This window comes from Enterobacter cloacae complex sp. 309I3 (genome assembly GCF_050031595.1).
Lineage (GTDB): Bacteria > Pseudomonadota > Gammaproteobacteria > Enterobacterales > Enterobacteriaceae > Enterobacter > Enterobacter cloacae.
In genome coordinates this window covers 996011-1017935 of sequence record NZ_JBLGWI010000001.1, presented here as the reverse complement: position 1 = coordinate 1017935, position 21925 = coordinate 996011, and the positions used below count along the sequence as shown (strand labels likewise).

Annotated in this window: 20 protein-coding genes, 1 tRNA gene and 1 pseudogene; 11 read left to right on the top strand and 11 right to left on the bottom strand. The window is 54.3% G+C overall.

Going from position 1 to position 21925, the window contains the following annotated elements:
* Positions 1–44: 44 nt before the first annotated feature.
* The 3 genes from mmuM to ACQG22_RS04690 form a co-directional block, all read right to left on the bottom strand.
* On the bottom strand, positions 45–977 hold the full coding sequence (gene mmuM, locus ACQG22_RS04700) for a homocysteine S-methyltransferase (protein ID WP_013095773.1): 933 nt from the start codon (positions 975–977) through the stop codon (positions 45–47).
* Complete coding sequence (gene mmuP / locus ACQG22_RS04695) at positions 964–2364, bottom strand: S-methylmethionine permease (RefSeq protein WP_013095772.1); 1401 nt, start codon at positions 2362–2364, stop codon at positions 964–966. The genes mmuM and mmuP overlap by 14 nt, the downstream gene beginning before the upstream one ends.
* 237 nt (positions 2365–2601) lie before the next feature.
* Entirely contained in the window at positions 2602–3510 is a 909-nt protein-coding gene (locus tag ACQG22_RS04690; RefSeq protein WP_013095771.1) for a LysR substrate-binding domain-containing protein, read from the bottom strand.
* Between the two features lie 127 nt (positions 3511–3637).
* On the opposite strand from ACQG22_RS04690, the gene ACQG22_RS04685 reads away from it, so the two are divergent.
* The 4 genes from ACQG22_RS04685 to ACQG22_RS04670 all read left to right on the top strand — a co-directional run bounded on the left by ACQG22_RS04685 (position 3638) and on the right by ACQG22_RS04670 (position 9151).
* Complete coding sequence (locus tag ACQG22_RS04685) at positions 3638–4825, top strand: MFS transporter (RefSeq protein WP_369706581.1); 1188 nt, start codon at positions 3638–3640, stop codon at positions 4823–4825.
* A gap of 11 nt (positions 4826–4836) precedes the next feature.
* Positions 4837–6018, top strand: coding sequence for an amidohydrolase (locus ACQG22_RS04680; RefSeq protein ID WP_369706580.1), 1182 nt, complete (start codon positions 4837–4839; stop codon positions 6016–6018).
* Between the two features lie 118 nt (positions 6019–6136).
* Positions 6137–7246: an AI-2E family transporter gene (locus ACQG22_RS04675; protein WP_013095768.1), complete on the top strand. Its 1110-nt coding sequence runs from the start codon at positions 6137–6139 to the stop codon at positions 7244–7246.
* 120 nt (positions 7247–7366) lie between these two features.
* Positions 7367–9151 carry a diguanylate cyclase gene (locus ACQG22_RS04670; RefSeq protein WP_045292997.1) on the top strand — a complete coding sequence of 595 codons (1785 nt, stop codon included), beginning with the start codon at positions 7367–7369 and terminating at the stop codon, positions 9149–9151.
* Between the two features lie 31 nt (positions 9152–9182).
* On the opposite strand, the gene ACQG22_RS04665 is transcribed toward ACQG22_RS04670, so the two are convergent.
* Both ACQG22_RS04665 and ACQG22_RS04660 read right to left on the bottom strand, forming a co-directional pair.
* Positions 9183–9692, bottom strand: a complete 510-nt coding sequence (locus ACQG22_RS04665; protein WP_045292999.1) for a hypothetical protein — start codon at positions 9690–9692, stop codon at positions 9183–9185.
* Between the two features lie 16 nt (positions 9693–9708).
* Positions 9709–10608 carry a LysR family transcriptional regulator gene (locus ACQG22_RS04660; protein ID WP_062729912.1) on the bottom strand — a complete coding sequence of 300 codons (900 nt, stop codon included), beginning with the start codon at positions 10606–10608 and terminating at the stop codon, positions 9709–9711.
* 99 nt (positions 10609–10707) lie between these two features.
* Here ACQG22_RS04660 and ACQG22_RS04655 point away from each other — a divergent pair, with 99 nt between their 5' ends.
* The 6 genes from ACQG22_RS04655 to ACQG22_RS04630 all read left to right on the top strand — a co-directional run bounded on the left by ACQG22_RS04655 (position 10708) and on the right by ACQG22_RS04630 (position 16070).
* Positions 10708–11502 (top strand): SDR family NAD(P)-dependent oxidoreductase, encoded by a 795-nt coding sequence (locus ACQG22_RS04655; protein ID WP_023620951.1) that lies wholly within the window; start codon positions 10708–10710, stop codon positions 11500–11502.
* A 24-nt stretch (positions 11503–11526) separates the two neighbouring features.
* Positions 11527–12741: an L-dopachrome tautomerase-related protein gene (locus ACQG22_RS04650; RefSeq protein ID WP_369706579.1), complete on the top strand. Its 1215-nt coding sequence runs from the start codon at positions 11527–11529 to the stop codon at positions 12739–12741.
* A 218-nt stretch (positions 12742–12959) separates the two neighbouring features.
* Complete coding sequence (locus ACQG22_RS04645) at positions 12960–13631, top strand: hypothetical protein (RefSeq protein WP_058661767.1); 672 nt, start codon at positions 12960–12962, stop codon at positions 13629–13631.
* A 395-nt stretch (positions 13632–14026) separates the two neighbouring features.
* A complete protein-coding gene (locus tag ACQG22_RS04640) occupies positions 14027–14284 on the top strand; it encodes a YjhX family toxin (RefSeq protein ID WP_013095761.1) in 258 nt (85 codons plus the stop codon).
* 10 nt (positions 14285–14294) lie between these two features.
* The gene (locus ACQG22_RS04635; RefSeq protein WP_369706578.1) at positions 14295–15041 is read left to right on the top strand and encodes an SAM-dependent methyltransferase; all 747 of its coding nucleotides are present in this window, start codon (positions 14295–14297) and stop codon (positions 15039–15041) included.
* Between the two features lie 234 nt (positions 15042–15275).
* Positions 15276–16070, top strand: coding sequence for a DUF4225 domain-containing protein (locus ACQG22_RS04630; RefSeq protein ID WP_013095759.1), 795 nt, complete (start codon positions 15276–15278; stop codon positions 16068–16070).
* Here ACQG22_RS04630 and ACQG22_RS04625 read toward each other — a convergent pair.
* Positions 16067–16387: a hypothetical protein gene (locus tag ACQG22_RS04625; RefSeq protein WP_038418755.1), complete on the bottom strand. Its 321-nt coding sequence runs from the start codon at positions 16385–16387 to the stop codon at positions 16067–16069. The genes ACQG22_RS04630 and ACQG22_RS04625 overlap by 4 nt on opposite strands.
* Before the next feature lie 236 nt (positions 16388–16623).
* Between ACQG22_RS04625 and ACQG22_RS04620 the strand changes: the two are divergent.
* Positions 16624–16788: pseudogene (locus ACQG22_RS04620) on the top strand (tyrosine-type recombinase/integrase); the annotation flags it as partial.
* Positions 16789–16837: 49 nt separating this feature from the next.
* On the opposite strand, the gene ACQG22_RS04615 reads toward ACQG22_RS04620, so the two are convergent.
* The 5 genes from ACQG22_RS04615 to proB form a co-directional block, all read right to left on the bottom strand.
* Positions 16838–18220: an HNH endonuclease signature motif containing protein gene (locus tag ACQG22_RS04615; RefSeq protein ID WP_013095758.1), complete on the bottom strand. Its 1383-nt coding sequence runs from the start codon at positions 18218–18220 to the stop codon at positions 16838–16840.
* A gap of 168 nt (positions 18221–18388) precedes the next feature.
* Complete coding sequence (locus ACQG22_RS04610) at positions 18389–18547, bottom strand: hypothetical protein (protein ID WP_176686730.1); 159 nt, start codon at positions 18545–18547, stop codon at positions 18389–18391.
* 567 nt (positions 18548–19114) lie between these two features.
* Positions 19115–19190: transfer RNA gene (locus ACQG22_RS04605), tRNA-Thr, on the bottom strand.
* Between the two features lie 111 nt (positions 19191–19301).
* Positions 19302–20555 (bottom strand): glutamate-5-semialdehyde dehydrogenase, encoded by a 1254-nt coding sequence (proA, locus tag ACQG22_RS04600; RefSeq protein WP_013095746.1) that lies wholly within the window; start codon positions 20553–20555, stop codon positions 19302–19304.
* Positions 20556–20566: 11 nt separating this feature from the next.
* Positions 20567–21670, bottom strand: coding sequence for a glutamate 5-kinase (proB, locus tag ACQG22_RS04595; protein ID WP_058678566.1), 1104 nt, complete (start codon positions 21668–21670; stop codon positions 20567–20569).
* Positions 21671–21925 lie beyond the last annotated feature (255 nt).

Here is a 21925-nt window from a genome sequence, read left to right as displayed (position 1 = left end):
GAGAATTATTCCCGGCCTGCATAACTGCTGACCGGGAATCAGGATTATCGCTGCGCGTTAAGCTCAGCAATATCTTTCGGCGTGGTGCGACAGCATCCACCGATTAATCTGGCACCGGCCTCCAGCCACTGGGGCAAATACCCCGCCAGCGTCTCGCACGCTTCACCGTGATGGTGCCAGGTTTTGGTCACCGCATCATAATGCTCGCCCGAGTTCGGATAGACCACCAGCGGCAGTGCCGTCAGGCTGTGCAGGTGTTTCAGCGCCGCGGTGGTGTTTTCCAGCGCGATACAGTTGATGCCCAGCGCCACGACCTGCGAATTATCTTTCAGGGCCGCGACAACTTCCAGCAGCGGTGTCCCGTCGCTCAGGTGCTCGCTGTCGCGCAGGGTAAACGAGAACCATGCCCGGGCGCGGGGATACTCAGCCACAAGTGCTGCCAGCGCCTTGATCTCCTCAAAGGAGGGTAGCGTTTCGCAAGCCAGCAGATCCGCCCCCGCATCCAGCAACGCCTCAATGCGCGGACGATGAAACGCGGTAAACTCTTCGGCGCGACGCACATAATCTCCGCGATACTCAGAGCCATCCGCCAGATAGGCGCCATACGGCCCAACGGACCCCGCCACCAGCAGCGTGCCCGCATGCGGATTTTCCGCCAGATACGCTTCACGCGCCTTACGCGCCAGCTCCACGCTTTTGCCGATCAACGCGCGGGACTGCGCCTCATCCAGACCGCGCGCCGCAAAGCCCGCAGGCGTGGCCTGATAGCTGGCGGTGATCGCCACCTGCGCACCCGCACGGTAGTAGTCGAGGTGGACTTCACGGATAAGCTCCGGGTTTTCCATCAATACTTTGGCAGACCAGAGGTTGTCTGCCAGGTTGCACCCGCGCGCTTCCAGTTCAGTTGCCATTGCGCCATCCAGCACCACAAACGGCTGCTTTTCAAGGAGGGCGGTAAGCGGATTATTCTGCGACATGTTCAGGCTCCTGCGATGTCAGGTTTCGGGTCAGGTAGTAGGCACCATAACACAGGGCGACGAACGGCAGGCCACAATAAAGGGCAATGCGCTGGCTCGGATCAAACCACAGGCCGATACATGCCACCACGCAGAGGATAAACCCGAGCACCGGCACCAGCGGATACCACGGCGCGCGATAGTGCAGAGCAGACAGCGGCTGTCCGGACTGCAGATGACGACGACGGAAGACAAAGTGCGACGCGCAGATGCTGATCCATACCGCCACCACCGCAAAACCGGAAATGGCCGACAGCGCCACAAACACCGTGTCTGGCGCAACCACGCTTGAGAAGAGCGCCAGCACGCCACCGAGCATGGAAACGGAGAGCGCCGTCAGCGGCACGCCGTTTTTATTGACGCGGGCAAAGCAGCGCGGCAGCGTTTTCTCGTTAGAAAGCGACCACAGCATGCGCCCTGAGGCGTACAAGCCAGAGTTTGCCGCCGAGAGGATCGCGGTCAAAATCACAAAGTTAAAGATATCTGCCGCATACGGGATCCCGACTTTTTCAAACACCAGCACAAACGGGCTCTTTTCCACCCCGGCCTGCTGCATCGGGATCAGCGCCGCCAGCACAAACACGGTGCCGATAAAGAAGATGATCAGTCGGGCAATGGTCGCGCGGATCGCCACCGGAATAACCTTATGCGGGTTTTCCGTTTCGCCCGCCGCAATGCCGATAAGCTCGGTGCCGGAGAAGGCAAAGTTCACCGCCACCATGGTCATCAGGATCGGCAGGCCGCCATGCGGGAACCAGCCTTCAGCGGTAATGTTGCTCAGACCCGGCGCAGGCGAACCGTCCTGCATTGGAATAAAGCCAAAGATCGCCGCGCCGCCAAGAATAATAAAGGCGATGATGGTGATAACTTTCACCAGCGAGAACCAGAATTCGCCCTCGGCAAAGAAACGCGTGGAGATGACGTTAAGGCCAAAAATCACCACGCAGAAGACCACGCACCATACCCAGACGGGCACCTGTGGGAACCAGTACTGCATACAGAACCCGGCAGCGGTAAAGCTCGACCCTAGTGCCACCGTCCAGGTGAGCCAGTACAGCCACGCCACGGTATAGCCCGTCGCCGGGCCGAGGTAACGAGCGGCATAGACGTGAAACGCGCCGGTTTCCGGCATCGCCACCGACAGTTCGCCCAGACACTGCATCACCAGCCAGACTACCAGTGCGCCAATGAGATAGGCCAGCAGCGTGCCTGCGGCCCCGGTTGTCGAAATGATATAACCGGTATTAAAGAATAACCCTGTGCCAATCACGCCACCCAGCGAGAGCATAATCAGGTGGCGTGTTTTCATGGTGCGCTTTAGCTGCCCATTTTCTTGTTGTGTTTGCATATTACCTTCTATACGTATGGACATCTAAACATCCAAAGAAGGTGTGTTATACCGCGATTAACATAAAAAAGCTAGACGACCAGACGCAACCGGGCGCGTCGCGCACTGAGTCGGGGATGGGTTGTGAGGATCACATACAGAATCGGACGCCAGGCCATAAGCACCTCCGCAAGCAGATACTTACAGCATGGCGCGGACGGCTGTGATTCTGGCTCAGACAAAAGTCGTATCTGTCCGCTACCAGCTAAACCCTCTGCATGCTTCGCGCAGGCGAATCAAAAACTGGCGCGCGTTGGTGGTCATCGCCGACTTTTGCGACCACACCGCGCAATACTGCGCCGACGGCAGCTGGGTGATGGGCAACGCCACCAGCTTGTCATCAAGCTGCAGCGGCTGACACATTGCCCGCGCGACCACCGTCAGATAGTCCGCGTTAAGCACCATATTCAGCCCCGTGATGACGGAATCGGTGCGCAGCGGGGTGATATCCACCTGTCGATAAAAATGGCTGAGCTCATTTTGTAGCTGCTGGTAGTAGCCCATGGACGACTCCGGCAGTAGCCATTTGGCCTGACGCAGCGCCATCAGATCGCGGGCTTCTGCCAGTGGGTGCCCCTTGCGCGCGATGATGCAAAACGGCGAGGTAAACAGCGGTTCGATCATCACCCCTTCCGGCGGCGCCATCGGATCCACCGAGCCGATAGCCATATCTATTTCACCGTTTCGTACGCCAGGCAGGAGCGAGGAGAGCTGCCCCTCCTTCACCGTCAGCAAGACCTGGGGCAGCGTTTTCTTGAATGCCTCGGCCACATCGGGAAAGACGGTCAGCGCAATAAGCGAAGAGAACCCCACCGTCAGACGCCCGTGAGTAAAATGGTTAATCTGCTCCACTTCATCCGCCGCACGCCGCAGCTCTTCAAGCACCCACTCCGCCCGTTGGGAAAACGCCATTCCCGCCTCGGTAAGGGCAATCCCCTCTTTGCTGCGCAATAAAAGTTGGGTGCCTAAAGTTTGCTCAAGCTCACGCAATGTACGGCTCAATCCGGGCTGCGAAACGCCCAGTTCCCGTGCGGCCGAACGGATACTGCCGCTGCGCGCCACCTGACGAAAGGCCTGAAGATGGCCGAGTTTTGGCAGATATTTCATCGCTCGCCCTATAACAAAAAAGCATCACCTATAGCAAAATTATATCTTCCCGCCTGTCTGGTAAACCCCTAGATTCAGAGTGCACACAACAATTCTCATCACACTCTGACGTCAGGCGGAAAACACAATGAAAAGCCAGTCACAGATGATTTTTTTACTTTTTATCGGCTATGTCGTGGTCTACATCGATAAAACCGTAATGGGTTTTGCCCTGCTGCCGATCGAAAAAGAGTTCGGGCTTACCACCGCGCAGCTGGGCTATATCACTGGGATCTTCTTTCTCGCCTACTCTCTCTTTCAGGTGCCTGCTGGCTGGCTAAACGACCGAATCGGCTACAAAACCATGCTGATCCTTTCTCTGTGTGCGCTGGGGATCTTCGCCCTCTGCTTTGGCGCGCTGGGTATGAGCGTTGGCCTGCTGCTGGTGTTTCGCTTTCTCTCCGGCGTGGGGCATTCCGGCTATCCCTGCTCCTGCGCGAAAGCGGTGGTCAGCAATTTTACGCTGGAAAAACGCACCTTCGCCCAGTCGGTACTGCTCTCCTCCGCCGGGCTGGCGATGACCGTCGGGCCGATTGTGGCCGTCTCGGCGCTGGAACACCTGGGCTGGCACACCTCGTTTGTGGCATTAGGGATCGTTGCCTGCGCCATCGCCCTGTTGATCGCCTTGCGCGTGCCGTATCAGAAACCCGCGCCACGCCAGGCCGCGCATGGGCAACGCGAGGCGCTGTGGCGTAACCCCACGGTGCTGCTGCTGTTTTTCTCGGTGTTTTGCATCAATATCCCAAGCTATGGCCTGTTGGCCTGGCTGCCTAAATTCTTTGTCCAGAGCATGGGCATGCCGATTGAGGTGTCCGGTTATATCGTGGCGGCTGGCGGCGCGGGGATCTGGCTTTCGTCGTTGTGCACCGGCTGGCTGGTCGGAAAATACTTCCACCACCGCGAGCCACAGGTGATTTTGATCTGCGCACTGGTGAGCGCTGCTGCCATTCTCGGCATCTTCCACACCGCCACGGCGGTGAGTGCCAGCATCCTGCTGTTTGTGGGGGAGATCTTCCTGATGGCCACCTTTGTGACCGCGTTTACCCTGCCAATGAAACGCCTGCCGGAGAACATCATGGGCTCGGCCATCGGGCTGATAAACACCGGGGGGACGCTGGGGGGCTTCGTTTCACCGGTTGTTATTGGCTATCTCGTTGGAAAAAGCCACAGTTATGAAAGCGCATTTATTTTCTTGTCACTGGCAATGGTGTGCGCGGGCGTGGCGATAGTGCCATTGATAAAAAAACCTGCGCCCTCACTGCAGGTGACTGACTGAAGGAGACTGTCATGAAAAGTAGCACTGAAAACCTTATCCGCGACGTTCACGACGAGGTGATCCGCTGGCGCAGGCATATTCATGCCAACCCGGATCTCTCATTTCAGGAAAAGCCGACCGCAGATTTTATCGCCCGTGAACTGGCGAATCTGCCGGAGCTGACGATTAGCCGCCCGCTGGAGAACAGCGTGGTGGCGGTATTACAGGGTGAAAAACCCGGCCCGATGTGGGCACTGCGTGCTGATATCGACGCCCTGCCGCTGCAGGAAGAGAGCGGTGAAGCATTCAGCTCAACCAAACCCGGCGTCATGCATGCCTGCGGTCACGATGCCCACACCGCCATGCTGATGGGCGCGGCGAAAGTGCTTTGCCACATGCGCAGCCAGCTGTGCGGCAGCATCAAGTTTATCTTCCAGCCTGCCGAAGAAGTGCCGCCGGGCGGCGCGCGCGAACTGGTGGAGAAAGGCGTGGTTGACGATGTCGAGAAGATCTTCGGTCTGCACGTTTTCCCGACCAGTCCTACCGGTAACATTACGCTGAAAGAAGGGGTCTATGTCGCCTCCAGCGATAATTTTGATATCACGATCTTCGGCCGGGGCGGACATGGCTCAATGCCGCAGTTCTGCATCGACCCGGTGGTAATCGGCGCTGAAGTTGTCACCGCGCTGCAAAACGTGGTGGCGCGTAATCTCGACCCGATTAACGCCCCGGTACTTACCATCGCGACCTTCCAGGCCGGTGACAGCTATAACGTGATTCCGGACAGCGCCCGCCTGGCCGGAACGGTGCGTACTCATAATCAGCAGGTGCGCGAGCAGGTACCGCAGTTGGTGCAGCGTATTGTCGAGGGCGTCGTCAGTGCCCACGGCGCGCGCTGTGAGATCCGCTGGCAGCAGGGTTACGCCGTTGGCAACAACCATGCCGACACCAATGCCATCGCCAAAGCGGCGATTGCAGTGCACTTCGAAGAAGGAACGTTGCAGCTTGCCGATCGGGCCCTGTTCGGAAGCGAGGATTTCTCCTCCTATCAGGAGAAAGTCCCGGGAACGTTTCTGTTCATCGGCTGCGGCAACGAGGAAAAAGGCGCGGTCTGGAACGTCCACAATCCACACTTTCGCATCGACGAGGCTGCGCTGGCGGTGGGCGTGAAAACGCACGTTGCGCTGGTGAGCCCGCTGTTTGAGGAGATTTGACCCCTCCCGTCCTGACATTGCCCGGCGGCGCGTCGCCTGCGCCCCCCGGCGCAATGGTTGGTAAATCCGTCAATCAGTTCTATAGTCGTCACAGTTTCTTAGTAACCAGGACTGACTGATGCGCTTTAACGGACTGACCAAAGGTTTCTTTATCTTTATTCTCGCCCTCGTGACGTGGGCGTTTTTCGACGTGCTATCGCCCTACTTCTCCGCCATTCTGTGGGCCGCCATTCTGACCGTTATCTTTAACCCGGTAAAAAACAAGCTGCGCGCCGCACTGGGAGATCGCAACGGGCTGGCCTCGCTGCTGACCATCGGCATTATCTGCCTGATTGTCTTTATCCCGTTGATGGTGATCTTCTCCTCGCTCGCCATAGAGCTGAACGTGGTGTACACCAAACTGCAGGAGAACAACACCCAGTTCCCGGAGGTGGTGGCGAGCATCTTTAACCATCTGCCGGACTGGGCCAGCGGTTTCCTCGCGGATCACAACCTGACCAACGCCGCGCAGATCCAGAAAAAACTCTCCGATGTCGCCCTGCAGGGCGGGCAGTATCTGGCGGGCAGCGCGTTTCTGATCGGCAAAGGGACATTCGGCTTTGCCATTAGCTTCGGCATCATGCTGTATCTGCTGTTCTTCCTGTTGAAAGACGGGCCGTTCCTGGTGCGCCAGATCCTCGACTCCCTGCCTCTGTCCGATTTCGCCAAGCAGCACCTGTTCGCCAAGTTTGTCGGCGTCTCGCGGGCGACGGTAAAAGGCACGGCGGTTGTCGCGGTGGTTCAGGGCACGCTCGGCGGGATTGCGTTTGCCATTGCCGGTATCGACGGCAGCATCCTCTGGGGAGCGCTGATGGCCTTCCTCTCCCTGGTGCCTGCGGTGGGGTCGGCGATTGTCTGGGTTCCGGCCGCCATTTTCCTCTTCGCGACGCATCAGATCTGGCAGGGGTTGTTCATTGTCGGCTTCTTCGTGATTATCGTCGGGCTGGTGGATAATATCCTGCGCCCGCTGCTGGTAGGCAAAGATACCAAAATGCCGGACTACCTGATCCTGATCTCAACGCTTGGCGGCATGGAGCTGTACGGCATTAACGGCTTCGTGATTGGCCCGCTGATTGCCGCGCTGTTTATCGCCTGCTGGAACCTCTTCTCCGGTCGCGATCATGCGGGTAACGCCGAAGAGCTGGATGCCGCGTTTATTGAAGAAGGGAAAAATCCTCCAGATTTATAAACCGCTGACGATAACCTTCCCAACAGGCGGCGCTGTGCCGCCTTTTTTTTCGCCTTAAATCAAACGTTTTCTATAATTTGAAAGAACGCCATCCTTCTTTGGTCGTAAAAGGATCACCAGGTGCGAATCGCGACGATAACAAACTGGGCCTACGGTGCCACGGTCTGCCTGACCCTCGCTTCCGGCATCATCATGCTGATGGCGTCCAATGCTGACACCCTTGAGCGTCAGGCCGTTGAACAGCGGCAGAAATTTGATGCGCTCACGGAAGATATCGAAACCGATATCTGGGCGCAGTCTGATTTAGCCCGCCTGTACGTAATTAAAAAAGACCCGCAGATCCTCAGGGAATACAACCAGTCAGAGAACAAGCTGAAGAGTACCGAACTCCGGCTGGAAAAACTGCAGGATGTCGGCGCGTCAGATGATGAGCTGTCTCTGCTGCATGAAGGGATAAAAATCGTCGATGAGCTACAGGACGAACAGCAGGCCGCCCTCACCCACACGGCGCAGGGAGAAGATGCGCAGGCCATCGCCCTGCTCTACGGTGCGCCCTATGAACAGGAGCTGGAACGCGCCCAGAATCAGATCGATCACTTCCGCCAGATACTCGACAAGCGGGTGATCGCTTCCGTTCAGGAGGCAACCAAAAAATCGAAAACGCTGCGGACAATCTCTGAAATGATGGTTGGCCTGACCGCCCTGCTGTTCCTGTTTGTGCTTGGCTTTATCTTAAAACGGCGCGTGCTGCGCCCGGTGGTACGCCTGAGCGATGTGGTGCATCGCCTGGCGTCGCAGGACTATGCCGTAGAAACACCCAATTTCAACCAGATCGATGAGATTGGCGATATGGCGCAGGCGATTCGTATCTTTCGTGAAAATGGCCTTGCGCGGCAGCGTCTGGAAAAAGAGCGCGACGCCGACTGGGCCATCCGCGAGCTGCTGGCGCGCATGACCCAGCGGCTGCAGGGGTGTGAGAACTTTGCGGACGTGATTAACGTAGCGGAGCTGTTCGCCCCCAATATCGCGCCGGGAATTGCCGGGCGGCTCTATATCCTCGACCGCGATCCGTGGCAGATGCGCTGCGTCGCGCAGTGGCTTTCGCCGCCAGGAGAGGATACGCCTTTTCATCCCGATGAGTGCTGGGCGGTCAGACGTGGGCAGAGCCATCCTCCGGTAAATGGCGAGCCGGATATCGCCTGCTACCATCTGCCGGCGTCGCACACGCATACGTCACTCTGCGTTCCTATGATTGCCCAGGGCGAAGCCATTGGGTTGCTCTCCTTCCAGAACATCACTGCGGAAAATGCCCCTTCCCGCGCCTATCTGGAGCTGATGGCTGAAGCGCTCGGCCTGGCGCTGGCCAACCAACGTCTGCGCGATGCCCTGCTGGAAAAAGCCCTCTTCGATCCGCTCACCGGCTTGCGTAACCGCCATCATCTGGAAGATACCCTGCGCACCCAAATGGCGCAGGCGGTGCGCAATGAAGAGCCGGTAAGCTGCCTGATGATCGACATCGACCACTTCAAAAGCATTAATGACCGCTTTGGTCATGAAGCGGGCGATCAGGTCATCAAAAGCGTGGCCACCATCATACAACGCGCCGTACACGACAGCGGGCTGGCATTCCGCTATGGCGGCGAAGAGTTTCTGGTGTTGCTTTCCGGCGTCGATGAAGAGGCGGCGCAGGCGTGCGCCAAAGAGATTTATAACGGCGTGCATGAACTGTCGCTGCGCTATGGGCTTTCAGAGATTGGCCCTGTGGATGTGTCGATTGGCGTCGCCAGCTATCCGCAGCACGCTCAGAGCGATAACCTGCTGCGCGCTGCCGACGTGGCCTTATACCGGGCGAAAGAGCTGGGCCGTTCGCGTATTGTGAGCTTTGGGATGCTGGAGGCGGGCTGACTGTGATTTTCGCGCCCTGATCTTCACCGGTTCAGGCGCGCGTGATCGCCCAGAGCACCACAATCCCCAGCGCATTACTCCGCTTTTCCACGTACAGGGTAGAGTTGGAATAAACGTTACCCTTCGGGTTACAGATGCGGATCTCTTTTTTTAACTCCGGCTCGTAGACTTCTGCCCCCGAGCAGCTGTGGCGGGTACTGGATTCATACCGGTAAGGTTTGCTCCATGAGGAATAGTCTCCCTCCAGTAGCCAGGCCGTTGTAAAAATCACGAACATGGCAACCGGCAGGCTGCAAATGAAGAAGCCGAGGTATAGTTTTATCGCGCCAGCAACACGCTTGCCTTTGAGTCGTCCCTTTCTGATAAAAATAACCATCGGCACCAGCGCCAGCAGCAACGCCCCTCCGGCCAGATACTGCTCCCCGCGGATCGTAAGGTATGTCACGCGATAAACGTTAACTGACCAGACCACAAAACCAGATAGCAGGGCTATACCGCCCGCGATGAGTGGGAGCCAAAAGGTATAAGTCTCTTTTTTCATAGTGGACATATCCTTGTCATTTTTGGTTGGTGAGAAGATCAATCATCGCCCGGGTGGCTGCCGACTGGCGTCGGTGTGGCGCGAAGAGCACGGAGAACGGCCGCGACCGTCCACGCAGGTGTGGCAGCACCTCAACTAACTGACCGCGCTGTATCCTGTCGCGGACGATAAATTCATAGCTCTGACAGATCCCCATCCCCTGCTCCGCCAGCGAAACCACGCCGAGTACATCGTCTGAGATTTCGATAGTTGAACCCGGCAGCCAGTCAATATCACGTTCCTCATCACGAAACACCCAGGGGGCAATGCGCCCGGTACGCGGCATGATAAAGGGCAGACAGGTGTGACGATGCAACTCCTCCAGCGTCTGCGGGCTCCCCATGCGGTGCAGGTAATCAGGCGATGCGACCAGCAGCAGCGCTGCGTCCTCCAGCTTGCGCGCGACTAACCCACTGTCGGGCAACGGCCCCAGGCGAATCGCCAGATCGAATCCCTCCGCAATCAAATCAACGTTGCGATTGGTGATGTTCAGCTCCACCTGAACGCGTGGGTAGTGTTGGGCAAAGCGCGCCAGCAGCGGCGGCAGACGGTAGTGCCCGTAGGTGGTTGGAACGCTCATTCGCACGCGACCGGTCAGATCGCCTTCCTGGCCCCGCCCCTCGCGTTCGGCGTCATCAAGCAGTGCAAACGCAGACCTCGCCTGTTCCAGATAAACGCGTCCGGCCTCCGTCAGCCCCACGCGGCGGGTCGTTCGCTGTAATAACTGCCGTCCAAGACGCGCTTCCAGGCGGGAAACCGCGCGACTCAGGACAGAGGGTGTGGTGGAAAGGACAACCGCTGCGGCAGTAAAAGAGCCGTGTTCAACGACAGTAATGAAGACTTCAACGTCTCCGAGATAATCGAATTTGCGGCTCATTTTGCTCTTTCAGGAACAAATGTTTTTCAATCTGGCTAATTTATCCCCTCTGGAGTGATGAGTAAAGTGAGCTGCATTCATCACCAGAGGGTAAACACTATGGATCTTCAACTCACCGGTAAGACCGCGCTGGTTACGGGCGCAACCGCAGGCATTGGTTTGGCCATCGCCCGCACGCTCGCTCAAGAAGGGGTTGCCGTCACCCTTACCGGACGCGACCCGGCAAAGCTGCAAAAAGCCGCGGCCACCATCACCGACGCGACGCCTGACGCACAGGTCTCCACCGTTGTCGTTGACCTCGGTACCCTGGAGGGCGCAGAAGCCCTGTTCGCCGCCTGCCCTGACACCGATATTCTGATTAATAACCTGGGGTTCTACGAAGCCAAAGCCTTCGCGGATATTAACGACGAAGACTGGCTGCGCATGTTCAACACCAATGTGATGTCCGGCGTCCGCCTCTCACGCCACTACTTCCCGCGCATGCTGGAGCGGAACTGGGGACGGGTAATTTTTATATCCAGCGAAGTGGGCGCCTTTACGCCGCCAGACATGGTGCATTACGGCGTCAGCAAATCAGCGCAGCTTGCTGTTTCGCGCGGTATGGCCGAACTGACCCGGGGAACCGGCGTGACGGTTAACAGCGTGCTGCCGTCGGCGACGCGCTCGGACGGCATTATTGAGTACCTTCGCCAGACCGCGCCTGCCCCGGATATGACCGATCGGGAGATCGAAGCGCATTTCTTCCAGACCTACCGCCCCAGCTCGTTGATTGCCAGAATGATTGAGGCAGACGAGATCGCGGCGATGGTCGCTCTGTTAGCCAGCCCACTGGGTGCGGCATCCAACGGGGCGGCTGTACGCGTCGAGGGCGGCACGTTCCGTTCCATCCTTTAATGCTGAACTCACCGGAGCCTTTTCATGTTCATTCGCACCCGTAGTCTGTCCGCCATTGCGCTGGCGGCGCTGATCGCTTTCCCGAGTCTCGCCAGTGCGGCGACGCTCCAGCCCCTTGAACGCTGGCGCAGCTATGCTGGCGTGAGCTGGGATACCCCGCAGAATGGGCAAACGCCGACGCGCTTTTCCGGCTCGGTTAACGCGCCCATTGCCGGTATCCATTTTGATGCAAAGGGCCGGGCCTTTGTCAGTACGCCCCGGCTGGTTTCTGCCGCCGCCCCCGCCACGCTGAGCATTCTGGATACGACTGTGCAGTCCGGCCCTGCCCGCCTGACGGCGTTTCCGTCCCTCGAGGAGAACGCGGTAAACACCGATCCCGCGCAGAACCTGCGCAACGTGCTTGGCTTTTATATTGATCGTCAAAATGGCTGGCTATGGGCGCTGGACATGGGGTTTGTCGCAGGCGAAGCGGAGTCGCCCGTGGGCTCGCAGAAACTGGTCGTGCTGGATCTCAACACGGGCCGCACCCTTAAACGTATCGCCCTGGATGGCGTGGCGGACCGCAAAGCCAGCTTCCTGAACGATGTGGTTGTCGATGAGAAACGCCGTGTCGCCTATATCTCCGACAGCGGCTCGCGGAGCGCACCGGAAAACCGCGTGGGCCTTATCGTCGTTGATTTCGCCACCGGCACGGCGCGACGCGTGCTCGACCGTCACCCTGCGCTACAGATTGAGCCGGGCGTTAAGGTGGTTGCACACGGTGCGGAGGTCTGGCCGGGTAAACCCTTATTGATTGGCATCAACGGTATTGCGCTCTCCCCGGATGCGGACACGCTGTACTGGACGGTCACAACGGGAACCCATGCCTGGGCAGTGCCCACGGCATTGCTGAGGCAGGCAGGGTCAACCGATGCGCAGATTGCCGCCAGTATCCAAGATCTTGGCGTGGTGGGCGGTAACACCGACGGTCTTGTAACCGATGCAAAGGGCAACCTCTATATCACGGATGTCACCCGCAACGGGATTGTCCGGTTTGATCCGAAGCACCGCGCTATGTCGCTTATCGCCGCCAGCGAAGACGTTTACTGGCCAGACACACCGGCAATCCGTCCGGACGGGGATTTGATCTTTACCTCGAGTCGCCTCAATGACCACTTCGCGGGAGCCGTTAAACCCGGAGAGGAACGCTATGATTTGTGGCGTTTGCCTCTCGGTGCATCACATAATACGGGCGAATAATAAAATACCCGTGGCTGGATAATCGCGAACGATTATTGATGCGGGTCAAAGGAATGTGGCTGATTGACTAAAGAACAGGGTCAGGGAGTCGATATTTATCTGGGTAGCTGTCAGCCTGTGTCTGCAGGCTGACAACTCTGCCGGGCAAGATAAACGGCCCTTTTCGGCTCAGGAACATCCACGCAGCCACTTAAATAAAATTATCTCATGGAGAGAAAATGAAAGTTCGTCTTCTAGCGATTGTATCTGCATCCTTAATTCTTGCGGGCTGTGCTGGCTCGGTAAAACCCGACACCGTGAAAGCGGCAAATGGCAGCGCAATTGATATTTATAGCGTATCAGCACTGCCGGAACTGAATGACAACCGTATCGCCGACAACACGCTGCGCGAAGTGACCCCGACGCATGCCGCAGCCGGTATGGGGCTTGCCGTTCTCGGCGCGTTAACCGGTAACATTAACTCCGGTGACTTTGATAAAGAGAACTATAAAGGGACAGCGATCGAAACCCTGCAAAACCCGACGAACAGCTGGTTTGTTCCTAAAGCGAAACAAAATATCAGCAAGTGGCTGAACGAAAAAGGCAATGGCCACGTTTACAAGCAGCCGCTCTATATTGGTAAAGCAACCTGGGCGCTGATCTATAAAGACGCCACCGCGACCACACCTCTCTATCAGCTGAAATATAAAGTCCTGTTCTATAAACGCCCGGAAAGCGGAAATATGTTCTCTGCGTTTACGGTAGCGGAATGCGCCCCTACGCCAGTTGAAGCGCCACTGAGCGAGTGGAGTGCAAATAATTACCAAAAAGTGACCAGCCAAACTGAAAGCTACATGAAAAGCTGCCTGCTTGAGCTGGATAACCAACTGCCGCGTTTGCTGAAGCTGTAATGTGATGTGCAGTACGGCCCGCTTCGTGCGGGCTTGTATCGGGTATGCTCATCCTGAAATACCATGGGGTTTCAGGATAAAAAAGATAGATAGCCGGACCACAGGCATACCTTTTCACTTCCAGCCTGCCGGGAATACAACATACTGGTGCCGCCCCTCCCCTCCTGGATCACACTTTTTATCCCTGGCTATTCACTTACCAAAAAGCGGTGTTATCATTCGCCTCGTAAATACCTTTCAACTCTACCCGAGGCTTTGATGCTGGAGAATGTAATCATCTGATAATCAGCCCCCGACCTTTCAGGCCGGACTGATTATCAATGCGCCGAAATCGAATGCGGACACCGCTGTGTGTTTGCACGTTTTGCACATGATGATTAAACAGGTTTTCCAGTATGAATTTATCCCGTCAGGAACAACGTACCTTACACGTTCTCGCTAAAGGTGGACGTATTGTGCACGTCCGCGATGCATCTGGCCGCGTCACTTCTGTTGAATGTTACAGCCGCGAAGGGCTTCTGCTCACCGACTGCACACTCGCCGTCTTTAAAAAACTCAAAACCAAAAAGCTGATCAAATCCGTCAACGGTCAACCCTACCGCATCAATACCACCGGGCTGAACAACGTTCGCGCCCAGCCTGATAATCGATAAGGAGAGGATTATGGATATCCCACGTATTTTTACTATCAGCGAAAGTGAACACCGCATTCACAACCCCTTCACGCCAGAGAAGTACGCCACGCTGGGCCGCGTGTTACGCATGAAGCCAGGCGCGCGCATTCTCGATCTCGGCAGCGGCTCGGGAGAGATGCTGTGTACCTGGGCACGTGACTACGGCATTACCGGTACCGGCATCGACATGAGCCCGCTCTTCACCGCACAGGCAAAGCTGCGCGCAGAAGAGCTTGGCGTCAGTGAACACGTTCATTTTATTCATAACGACGCGGCGGGCTATGTCGCGGATGAAAAATGCGACGTGGCGGCCTGCGTAGGGGCCACCTGGATTGCGGGCGGCGTCGCCGGGACGATCGAACTGCTGGCAAAGAGCCTTAAGCCAGGCGGACTGGTGCTTATCGGCGAACCGTACTGGCGTCAGCTGCCTGCATCGGAAGAGATTGCCCAGGCCTGTGGCGTCTCGTCGGTGGCCGATTTCCTCACCCTGCCCGACCTTGTCGCCTCTTTCGCTGAACAGGGCTATGACCTGGTCGAAATGGTACTGGCAGACCAGGAAGGCTGGGATCGGTATGAAGCGGCTAAATGGCTGACCATGCGCCGCTGGCTGGAGGAGAACCCTGACGATGACTTTGCGCATGAGGTTCGGGCAGAGCTGACGAATGCGCCTAAACGCCATGTGACGTATACGCGGGAATACTTTGGTTGGGGCGTGTTTGCCTTAATCGCACGATAAAAAGGAGCAGGCGATATAACCCAAAGGTTATATCGCCTTTTTGCAGGGTGCGCACAATATTATGCCTGTCGTACTTAATTATCGTTAATTGTTCCCTTTATTCGTCATCGTAATTACGGGTGGTTATTCTTTTACTGGCGTGAGATGAATACCAGGGGATCGTCTATTGAGAAAAACCGATGAGGAGAATATATTGCCCATAAAACAGCCAGGCACATTAATGAAGGAAGCATGATGGATATTGCGCTGCTTAACAGGGGATGGAATAGAACCTGGTCAGATACGATGGTGAATCTGGAAGCCCGAAAGGTCATCGAAACTGCAAATCGACTGTCATCTTACTATTTACAAGATGGTCTAACACGTATCAAGTTTGTTGAGGAAATAAAACAGGTCGTAGAAAAAGAGTTCGCGACAGCACGGCGGGCGAAAACCGATGAAGAATGCATTGAATGCCTCAAAAATCTGCGTGCTGAAAAAGAGAATCTTCTTGAGCAAGAGCGCTTGTTAAGGACGAGGTCTGCTCAGCTTTATGCGAAGGTCGAGTTTGTCAGGGAAAATAATAAAATTGTTGGGTATGTGATTTCGGCAGTAAATATTGTGATATCCGGAGTGACCGCATTTGGTGGGGCAATGCTCATGTTTACCGGGACACCTATTGGTATTCTTGCAGGTGCAATTCTTGTTATAGATGGTATGAATGGAATATCAAAAGAGTTTATTAATTTTAAAAGAGACAGCAATGCAAAGTCAGAGGGAATAGCTGCTGATCAATCAATGGAAATAGCAAAATTCATGGGATTTAAGCCTGAAACTGGACTCGCTGTTTACAAATCTTTTTCTTTAAGCGCAAGCGGTTACACCATCTTTGGCTTGTCGAGGAAAGCTGAAGCGTGGAGGCTTTTCCGTTATATACCAAGCGACTACTATCGGAAAGTGACAACTATGAGCACTCCAAAGCTCACAATGAAAATCGTGGGATATGGTTTGAAGGCCAAGGTCATCTTTGATCTGATGAGTATTGATTAACTTTTTTCAGACCTGACATGCCGCCATGATTTGTAGGAAATGATTGGTGGCTGAGCAAAACCACATATCAAGAAAACAATCAGTATTGAAATCCCTCCTGAGAAAACATACCAATGATCATCCTGTTTTGAAAAAACGAGATAGATGAAAAAAAGTATGCCACAAGAGAAAATCCATAGTAGAGTTTTAAATCTTCTTGCTAAATCGTGGACTACCTCATCAAGATCCCCGCCATAATTCGCGATATTATTATTCAACTTTTGTATTTCTTTGCGAGTAAATCCAGAATGCAACAAAGAGTCTTCTGTGATCTTCATCCTTCTCTCCTCTGTTCATGCAATGTCCGTTTCGAGGGATGAGTATACTGATGTACTTTATCGCAATCCAGCCGAAAGTTTGCGGCGGGGTCTATGCCTTTTAGTTATCCTCTGGTGGGCTCAAGGCGTTGCGACTATTCAATGTTTCTCGAGCGTATGCGGTTTGTCTAAGAAACTGATTTCGGATAATAGCATCCATAAAGCTTTATTAATGGTACAAGCAACAACCTTGCCGGCATAACCTGCGAAAGAGTCGAGGCCGTGTCATGTTCAATGCTGGAGTGGCTATAGAAACTATCACCCATTTCTTCGGACAGAGAGATCCACGCTCTACTATGTATTACATCGGGTATGGTCAGGACGTGCAGGACGATTTAACAGACGAGTTTTCTTTGGAATAGTGGCGGATTGTACTTATTCTAAAATAGACCAAAGGTTGAAAGTAACGTATCAACCGGATCTAATTTTCAAAAATAATTTCCATTTACTGCGCAGTTTATTCTCGTCTAACTTCACAGTATGTGCCTCTATTCTTTTACCCTCAAACATATGGGCATATATACATTCAACATTGAAATGTACGGTTAGAGTATCTGGATTTATACCAAGTTGGCCGTTATCGAACATTCGATGACAATCCGAGGTAAGTAGGATGCCGTTACTGGTATCCATATTATGCGAGGAACAATAATTCTCTAAATGACAGGCTTGAAGCAAAGATTGAATTGATTGCCCAGTTACAGCACACCTACCTTTGAAGTTGGTCTCAACTCTCCTTCGAAAACTTTGTTGGTCACTAATTCTTCTTAACTGCAAGGTACGCTGAACATTACTCGAAATTAATTTAAGATCCACTAATTCAGGGTAGGAATTACTTTTTTCATTTTTCTTTCTTACCGCACCAGAATCTTTTTTACCAAGAGAAATTTTATAGCCTACTGTGATAAAATCATATAATACCCTTTCAGATCGCCCTTGTTCCTTGGCTATTTCACGCGCATCCGCTTCAGTCTTACCTCTTAATGAAATTAAGTAAGCGAGCGTGTTAAAATATGTATACTTACCTGATTCAACTTTACTGTCATAATATTTTGAAGATAGTTCACGGCTTTTTGCGATCTTGTACGCTTGCGTGACAGGGATAATCCTTATCAACTGGCTGTACAGTTCGCTATTAAAATAAAATTCCGGCACTTCAATTTTGGTTGTTGAATTGGTATCTAATTTTGTAATCACCTTTGCAGGTGATCTCTTCCTCGTATCAGTTCTTTCTTCTTGAATAATTTTAGTATGCGTAACGCGAGAAATTAAAGCCATTCTCTCCAACTCAGCCTGAGCTTCTTTGGCAATTAACTCTTTACGCAACCTTTCACGCTCCAAAGTCTTCTCATTCAATGGCAGGAAACTACGATTTTCATGGCTGATGGTAAACTGATTCGGTGGGATAGTTTTCTTGAAAGATCTAACCTGAATAGATTTTCTATAATTTTCGCGTGCAACTCTCCTCTCCTGCTTAAATATTGAGCAAGGCTCCTTTAGAGTTTGTGCAGGCGTATCCTTAGTTCTATTCCTGATCTCATAATTTATTGATTTAATGATTTCTGAAACTTCTTTCTTCTTCTCGTTAGATGTTACCGGATCGTTTATTTTTTCAGAGTATTCATTTTTTATCCTGATCAATTCAGTTAGAGACATTTCTTGTGCATGAAGTTTTCTTTTGGTTTGTTTTTGCTGTTCTCCAACACTTGATGTAACAAGTTTGGTGATAGCGCTTTCAGGCTCGCTATTTTTTGCAGCATTCAACAAAGCATCAGCAAGAATACTATTCTTCATTAGCCGTTACCCTTCCTTGAAATCTAACATACAAATCTCTACTAGAGCTTCGCCCATCACGTATCTCCACCACCCCTATCGGATTAATCTTAGGTTAACCAAGGTGCCTACAATGCGCAACCAACAGATTTTGGACAATACAAGCCATTTAGCGGCGTGATCGGTAGTTTAAAACATGTTGTTAGCCGCTCGCGCCAACTTAATTTCCTCACGCTCTTCCTGCTTCTTAGCAAGCGATGCTTTCCCCTCCGGCGTAGCCAGGAATTTACGAGCGTGTATTTTTCGATTGTTGCGCTTCGTGGCTGCTTTTTGGTTAGCTTTTGACATGATATCCCCTCCGCTGAATCTGCCAGCGCTCAACGTACAGCAGAGAGACAGTACAACGAAAGTTACAATGGTGCAGATAATAGATGACCATTACGTGCCGTGTTGGGCACATAAGAAAAGGCAGCGCGTAGCGCTTCCGCAGGGTGTAATCCCTTCGCAGGGAGGATAAAGCCTTAGCACGTTCTCTTATCAGGTGATCGTTATACTCCGGTGATCGAAACCGTGGCAGAGCCGGATTCTTTCCCGATCCGGTTAGCTTCCCACATTACGCCTGTTTATTCTCTGCAACGTCATCTCGACGTGTAGCATCATTGAGCGCCGCACGAAGCGCGGAACGTATCGCTAAGGGTTCAAGTGATGTGTTTAGAGAGTCCGGCAACTCTTTCAGCTTCAAGGGATGGCAAAATTTCTAATGCTGTTCGGGCTTGAGCCTGGTAACTACCCGTCAGTACGTTGCTCAATCCTTGAGCCGATACAACGCAAAGGCGTTTACCAAGTGTTATCAAGGATGATAATGAAAGATACAATCCTTTAGGTTTTTGACGCTAACTGATTGATTTTGTTAGATGGTGCCGATAATAGGAGTCGAACCTACGACCTTCGCATTACGAATGCGCTGCTCTACCAACTGAGCTATATCGGCCCTGAGAGGCCGGTTACGAGCGTAACCACGGGGCAAAAGGTTAGATCTATCCGGGTGATGCGTCAATGCCCTTTTGAATCAAACGGCTATTTTTGCATCACCCGTGATTATTTACGCACGAATCGTATCGTCGCCGATGCCAATCCACTTGTAGGTGGTCAACGCTTCCAGGCCCATCGGACCACGCGCGTGCAGTTTCTGCGTGCTTACGGCCACTTCCGCGCCCAGACCAAACTGTCCACCGTCGGTGAAACGGGTTGATGCGTTCACGTACACGGCAGAAGAATCCACCTCGTTCACAAAGCGGTCGGCATTGCGCAGCGTGCGCGTCAGGATGGCGTCAGAGTGCTGAGTACCATGCTCACGGATGTGCGCGATAGCGTCGTCGAGATCGGCTACGATCTTCACGTTCAGATCCAAAGACAGGAACTCGTCGTCATACTGCTCCGCGTTTACCGGCACCACCGTCGCCGGGCCGTCTTTCAGCAGCGCCAGCGCCTTCTCGTCCGCGTGCAGCGTGACGCCACTCTCGGCCATCTGCTTGCTCAGGGCTGGCAGGAAGGTGTTCGCGATACCCTGATGCACCAGCAGCGTTTCCACCGTATTACAGGTACTTGGACGCTGGGTCTTGGCATTCACGATAATCTTCAGCGCCGGTGTAATTTCGGCGCTCTCGTCCACCACGATATGGCACACGCCGATACCGCCGGTGATCACCGGGATCGTCGACTGCTCGCGGCACAGCTTGTGCAGGCCCGCGCCACCGCGTGGGATCAGCATGTCGATGTATTTGTCCATGCGCAGCATCTCGTTCACCAGAGCACGGTCCGGGCTTTCGATAGCCTGCACGGCACCTGCCGGTAAGCCGCACTCCTGCAGCGCCTGCTGGATGACTTTCACCGTCGCGGCGTTGGTGCGCCATGTCTCTTTCCCGCCGCGCAGAATAGCGGCATTACCGGTCTTCAGGCACAGGGAAGCGACATCCACCGTCACGTTCGGACGGGCTTCATAAATCACGCCGATAACGCCGAGCGGCACGCGACGGCGCTCCAGACGTAAACCGCTGTCGAGCAGTCCGCCGTCAATCACTTGCCCGACCGGGTCGGCCAGATTACAAACCTGACGGACATCGTCGGCGATGCCTTTCAGGCGTGCCGGGGTCAACGCCAGACGGTCGAGCATCGCTTCGCTCAGACCATTGCGGCGCGCTTCCAGCAGATCCTGTTCGTTGGCGAGGAGGATTTCCGGCGACTGCGATTCCAGATAATCAGCGATTTTTTCCAGCACGCGGTTTTTCTCGCGGCTGGAAAGGAGCGCCAGTTTGTAAGAGGCGGCCTTGGCGGCGGCACCCATTTGTTCCAGCATTTTCTGGCTCCTTAACGAATAATCATGTCGTCACGATGCACGGCAACCGGGCCATACTCGTAGCCCAAAATGGCGTCGATCTGCTGCGAGTGGTGACCCGCAATACGGCGCAGAGCATCGCTGTTGTAGCGGCTGACGCCGTGAGCGATGTCGCGACCTTCAAGGTTACGGATACGGATCACTTCACCACGGGAGAAGTTGCCTGTCACGTTTTTAATTCCTTTAGGAAGCAATGAACTCCCTCTTTCCAGAATCGCGGCGGTCGCCCCTTCATCCACGGTCAGTTCACCTGCCGGCGGCGCGCCGAAAATCCAGCGTTTGCGGTTTTCCAGCGGGGATTCCTGGGCGTGGAAGCGCGTGCCAACGGAAATGCCTTCCATCACGTCGCCAATGACGCCAGGACGGCTGCCCGCCGCAATGATGGTGTCGATCCCGGCGCGGCAGGCCACATCCGCCGCCTGCAGTTTAGTGCCCATGCCGCCCGTTCCCAGGCCAGAGACGCTGTCGCCGGCGATGGCGCGCAGCGCATCGTCAATGCCGTGTACATCGGTAATCAGTTTAGCTTCCGGGTTGGAGCGCGGGTCTGCGGTAAACAGCCCCTGCTGATCGGTCAGGAGCAAGAGCTTGTCGGCACCGGCCAGGATCGCCGCCAGCGCAGAGAGGTTATCGTTGTCACCCACTTTGATTTCAGCGGTAGCCACGGCGTCGTTTTCGTTAATCACCGGGACGATATTGTTGTCCAGCAGCGCGCGCAGCGTATCGCGGGCGTTCAAGAAGCGTTCTCTGTCTTCCATATCCGCGCGCGTCAGCAGCATCTGCCCGACGTGAATGCCATAAATTGAGAACAACTGTTCCCAGAGTTGAATGAGTCGGCTTTGTCCCACGGCGGCCAGCAGCTGTTTAGAGGCGATCGTCGCGGGGAGTTCGGGGTAACCCAGATGTTCACGCCCGGCGGCAATCGCCCCGGAGGTCACAATAACAATACGATGCCCTGCGGCATGCAGCTGAGCGCACTGACGTACAAGCTCAACAATGTGGGCGCGATTTAGGCGGCGCGATCCGCCTGTTAAAACACTGGTGCCGAGTTTTACCACCAGCGTCTGGCTGTCACTCATGATTCTCTGCCGTTCAACGATAAGGGAAAGTGATGTCGAACGAACGTTTTAACAGGTGTCAGGCCCGTTGCCAACTGCCACAGCACATCGCGAAACACTTTGTTGCGCGGGATCAGGAAGCGTAGCGGCGGATTTTGACAATTTTATTACCGAAATAATAAATCACAGTTTTTTAAAATTAATCTTAATTTGTCATAAAAGTTTCATTCCGTAACGTTAAAACCCTTTCTGTTTTTTCACGGGACTTAAGCATGA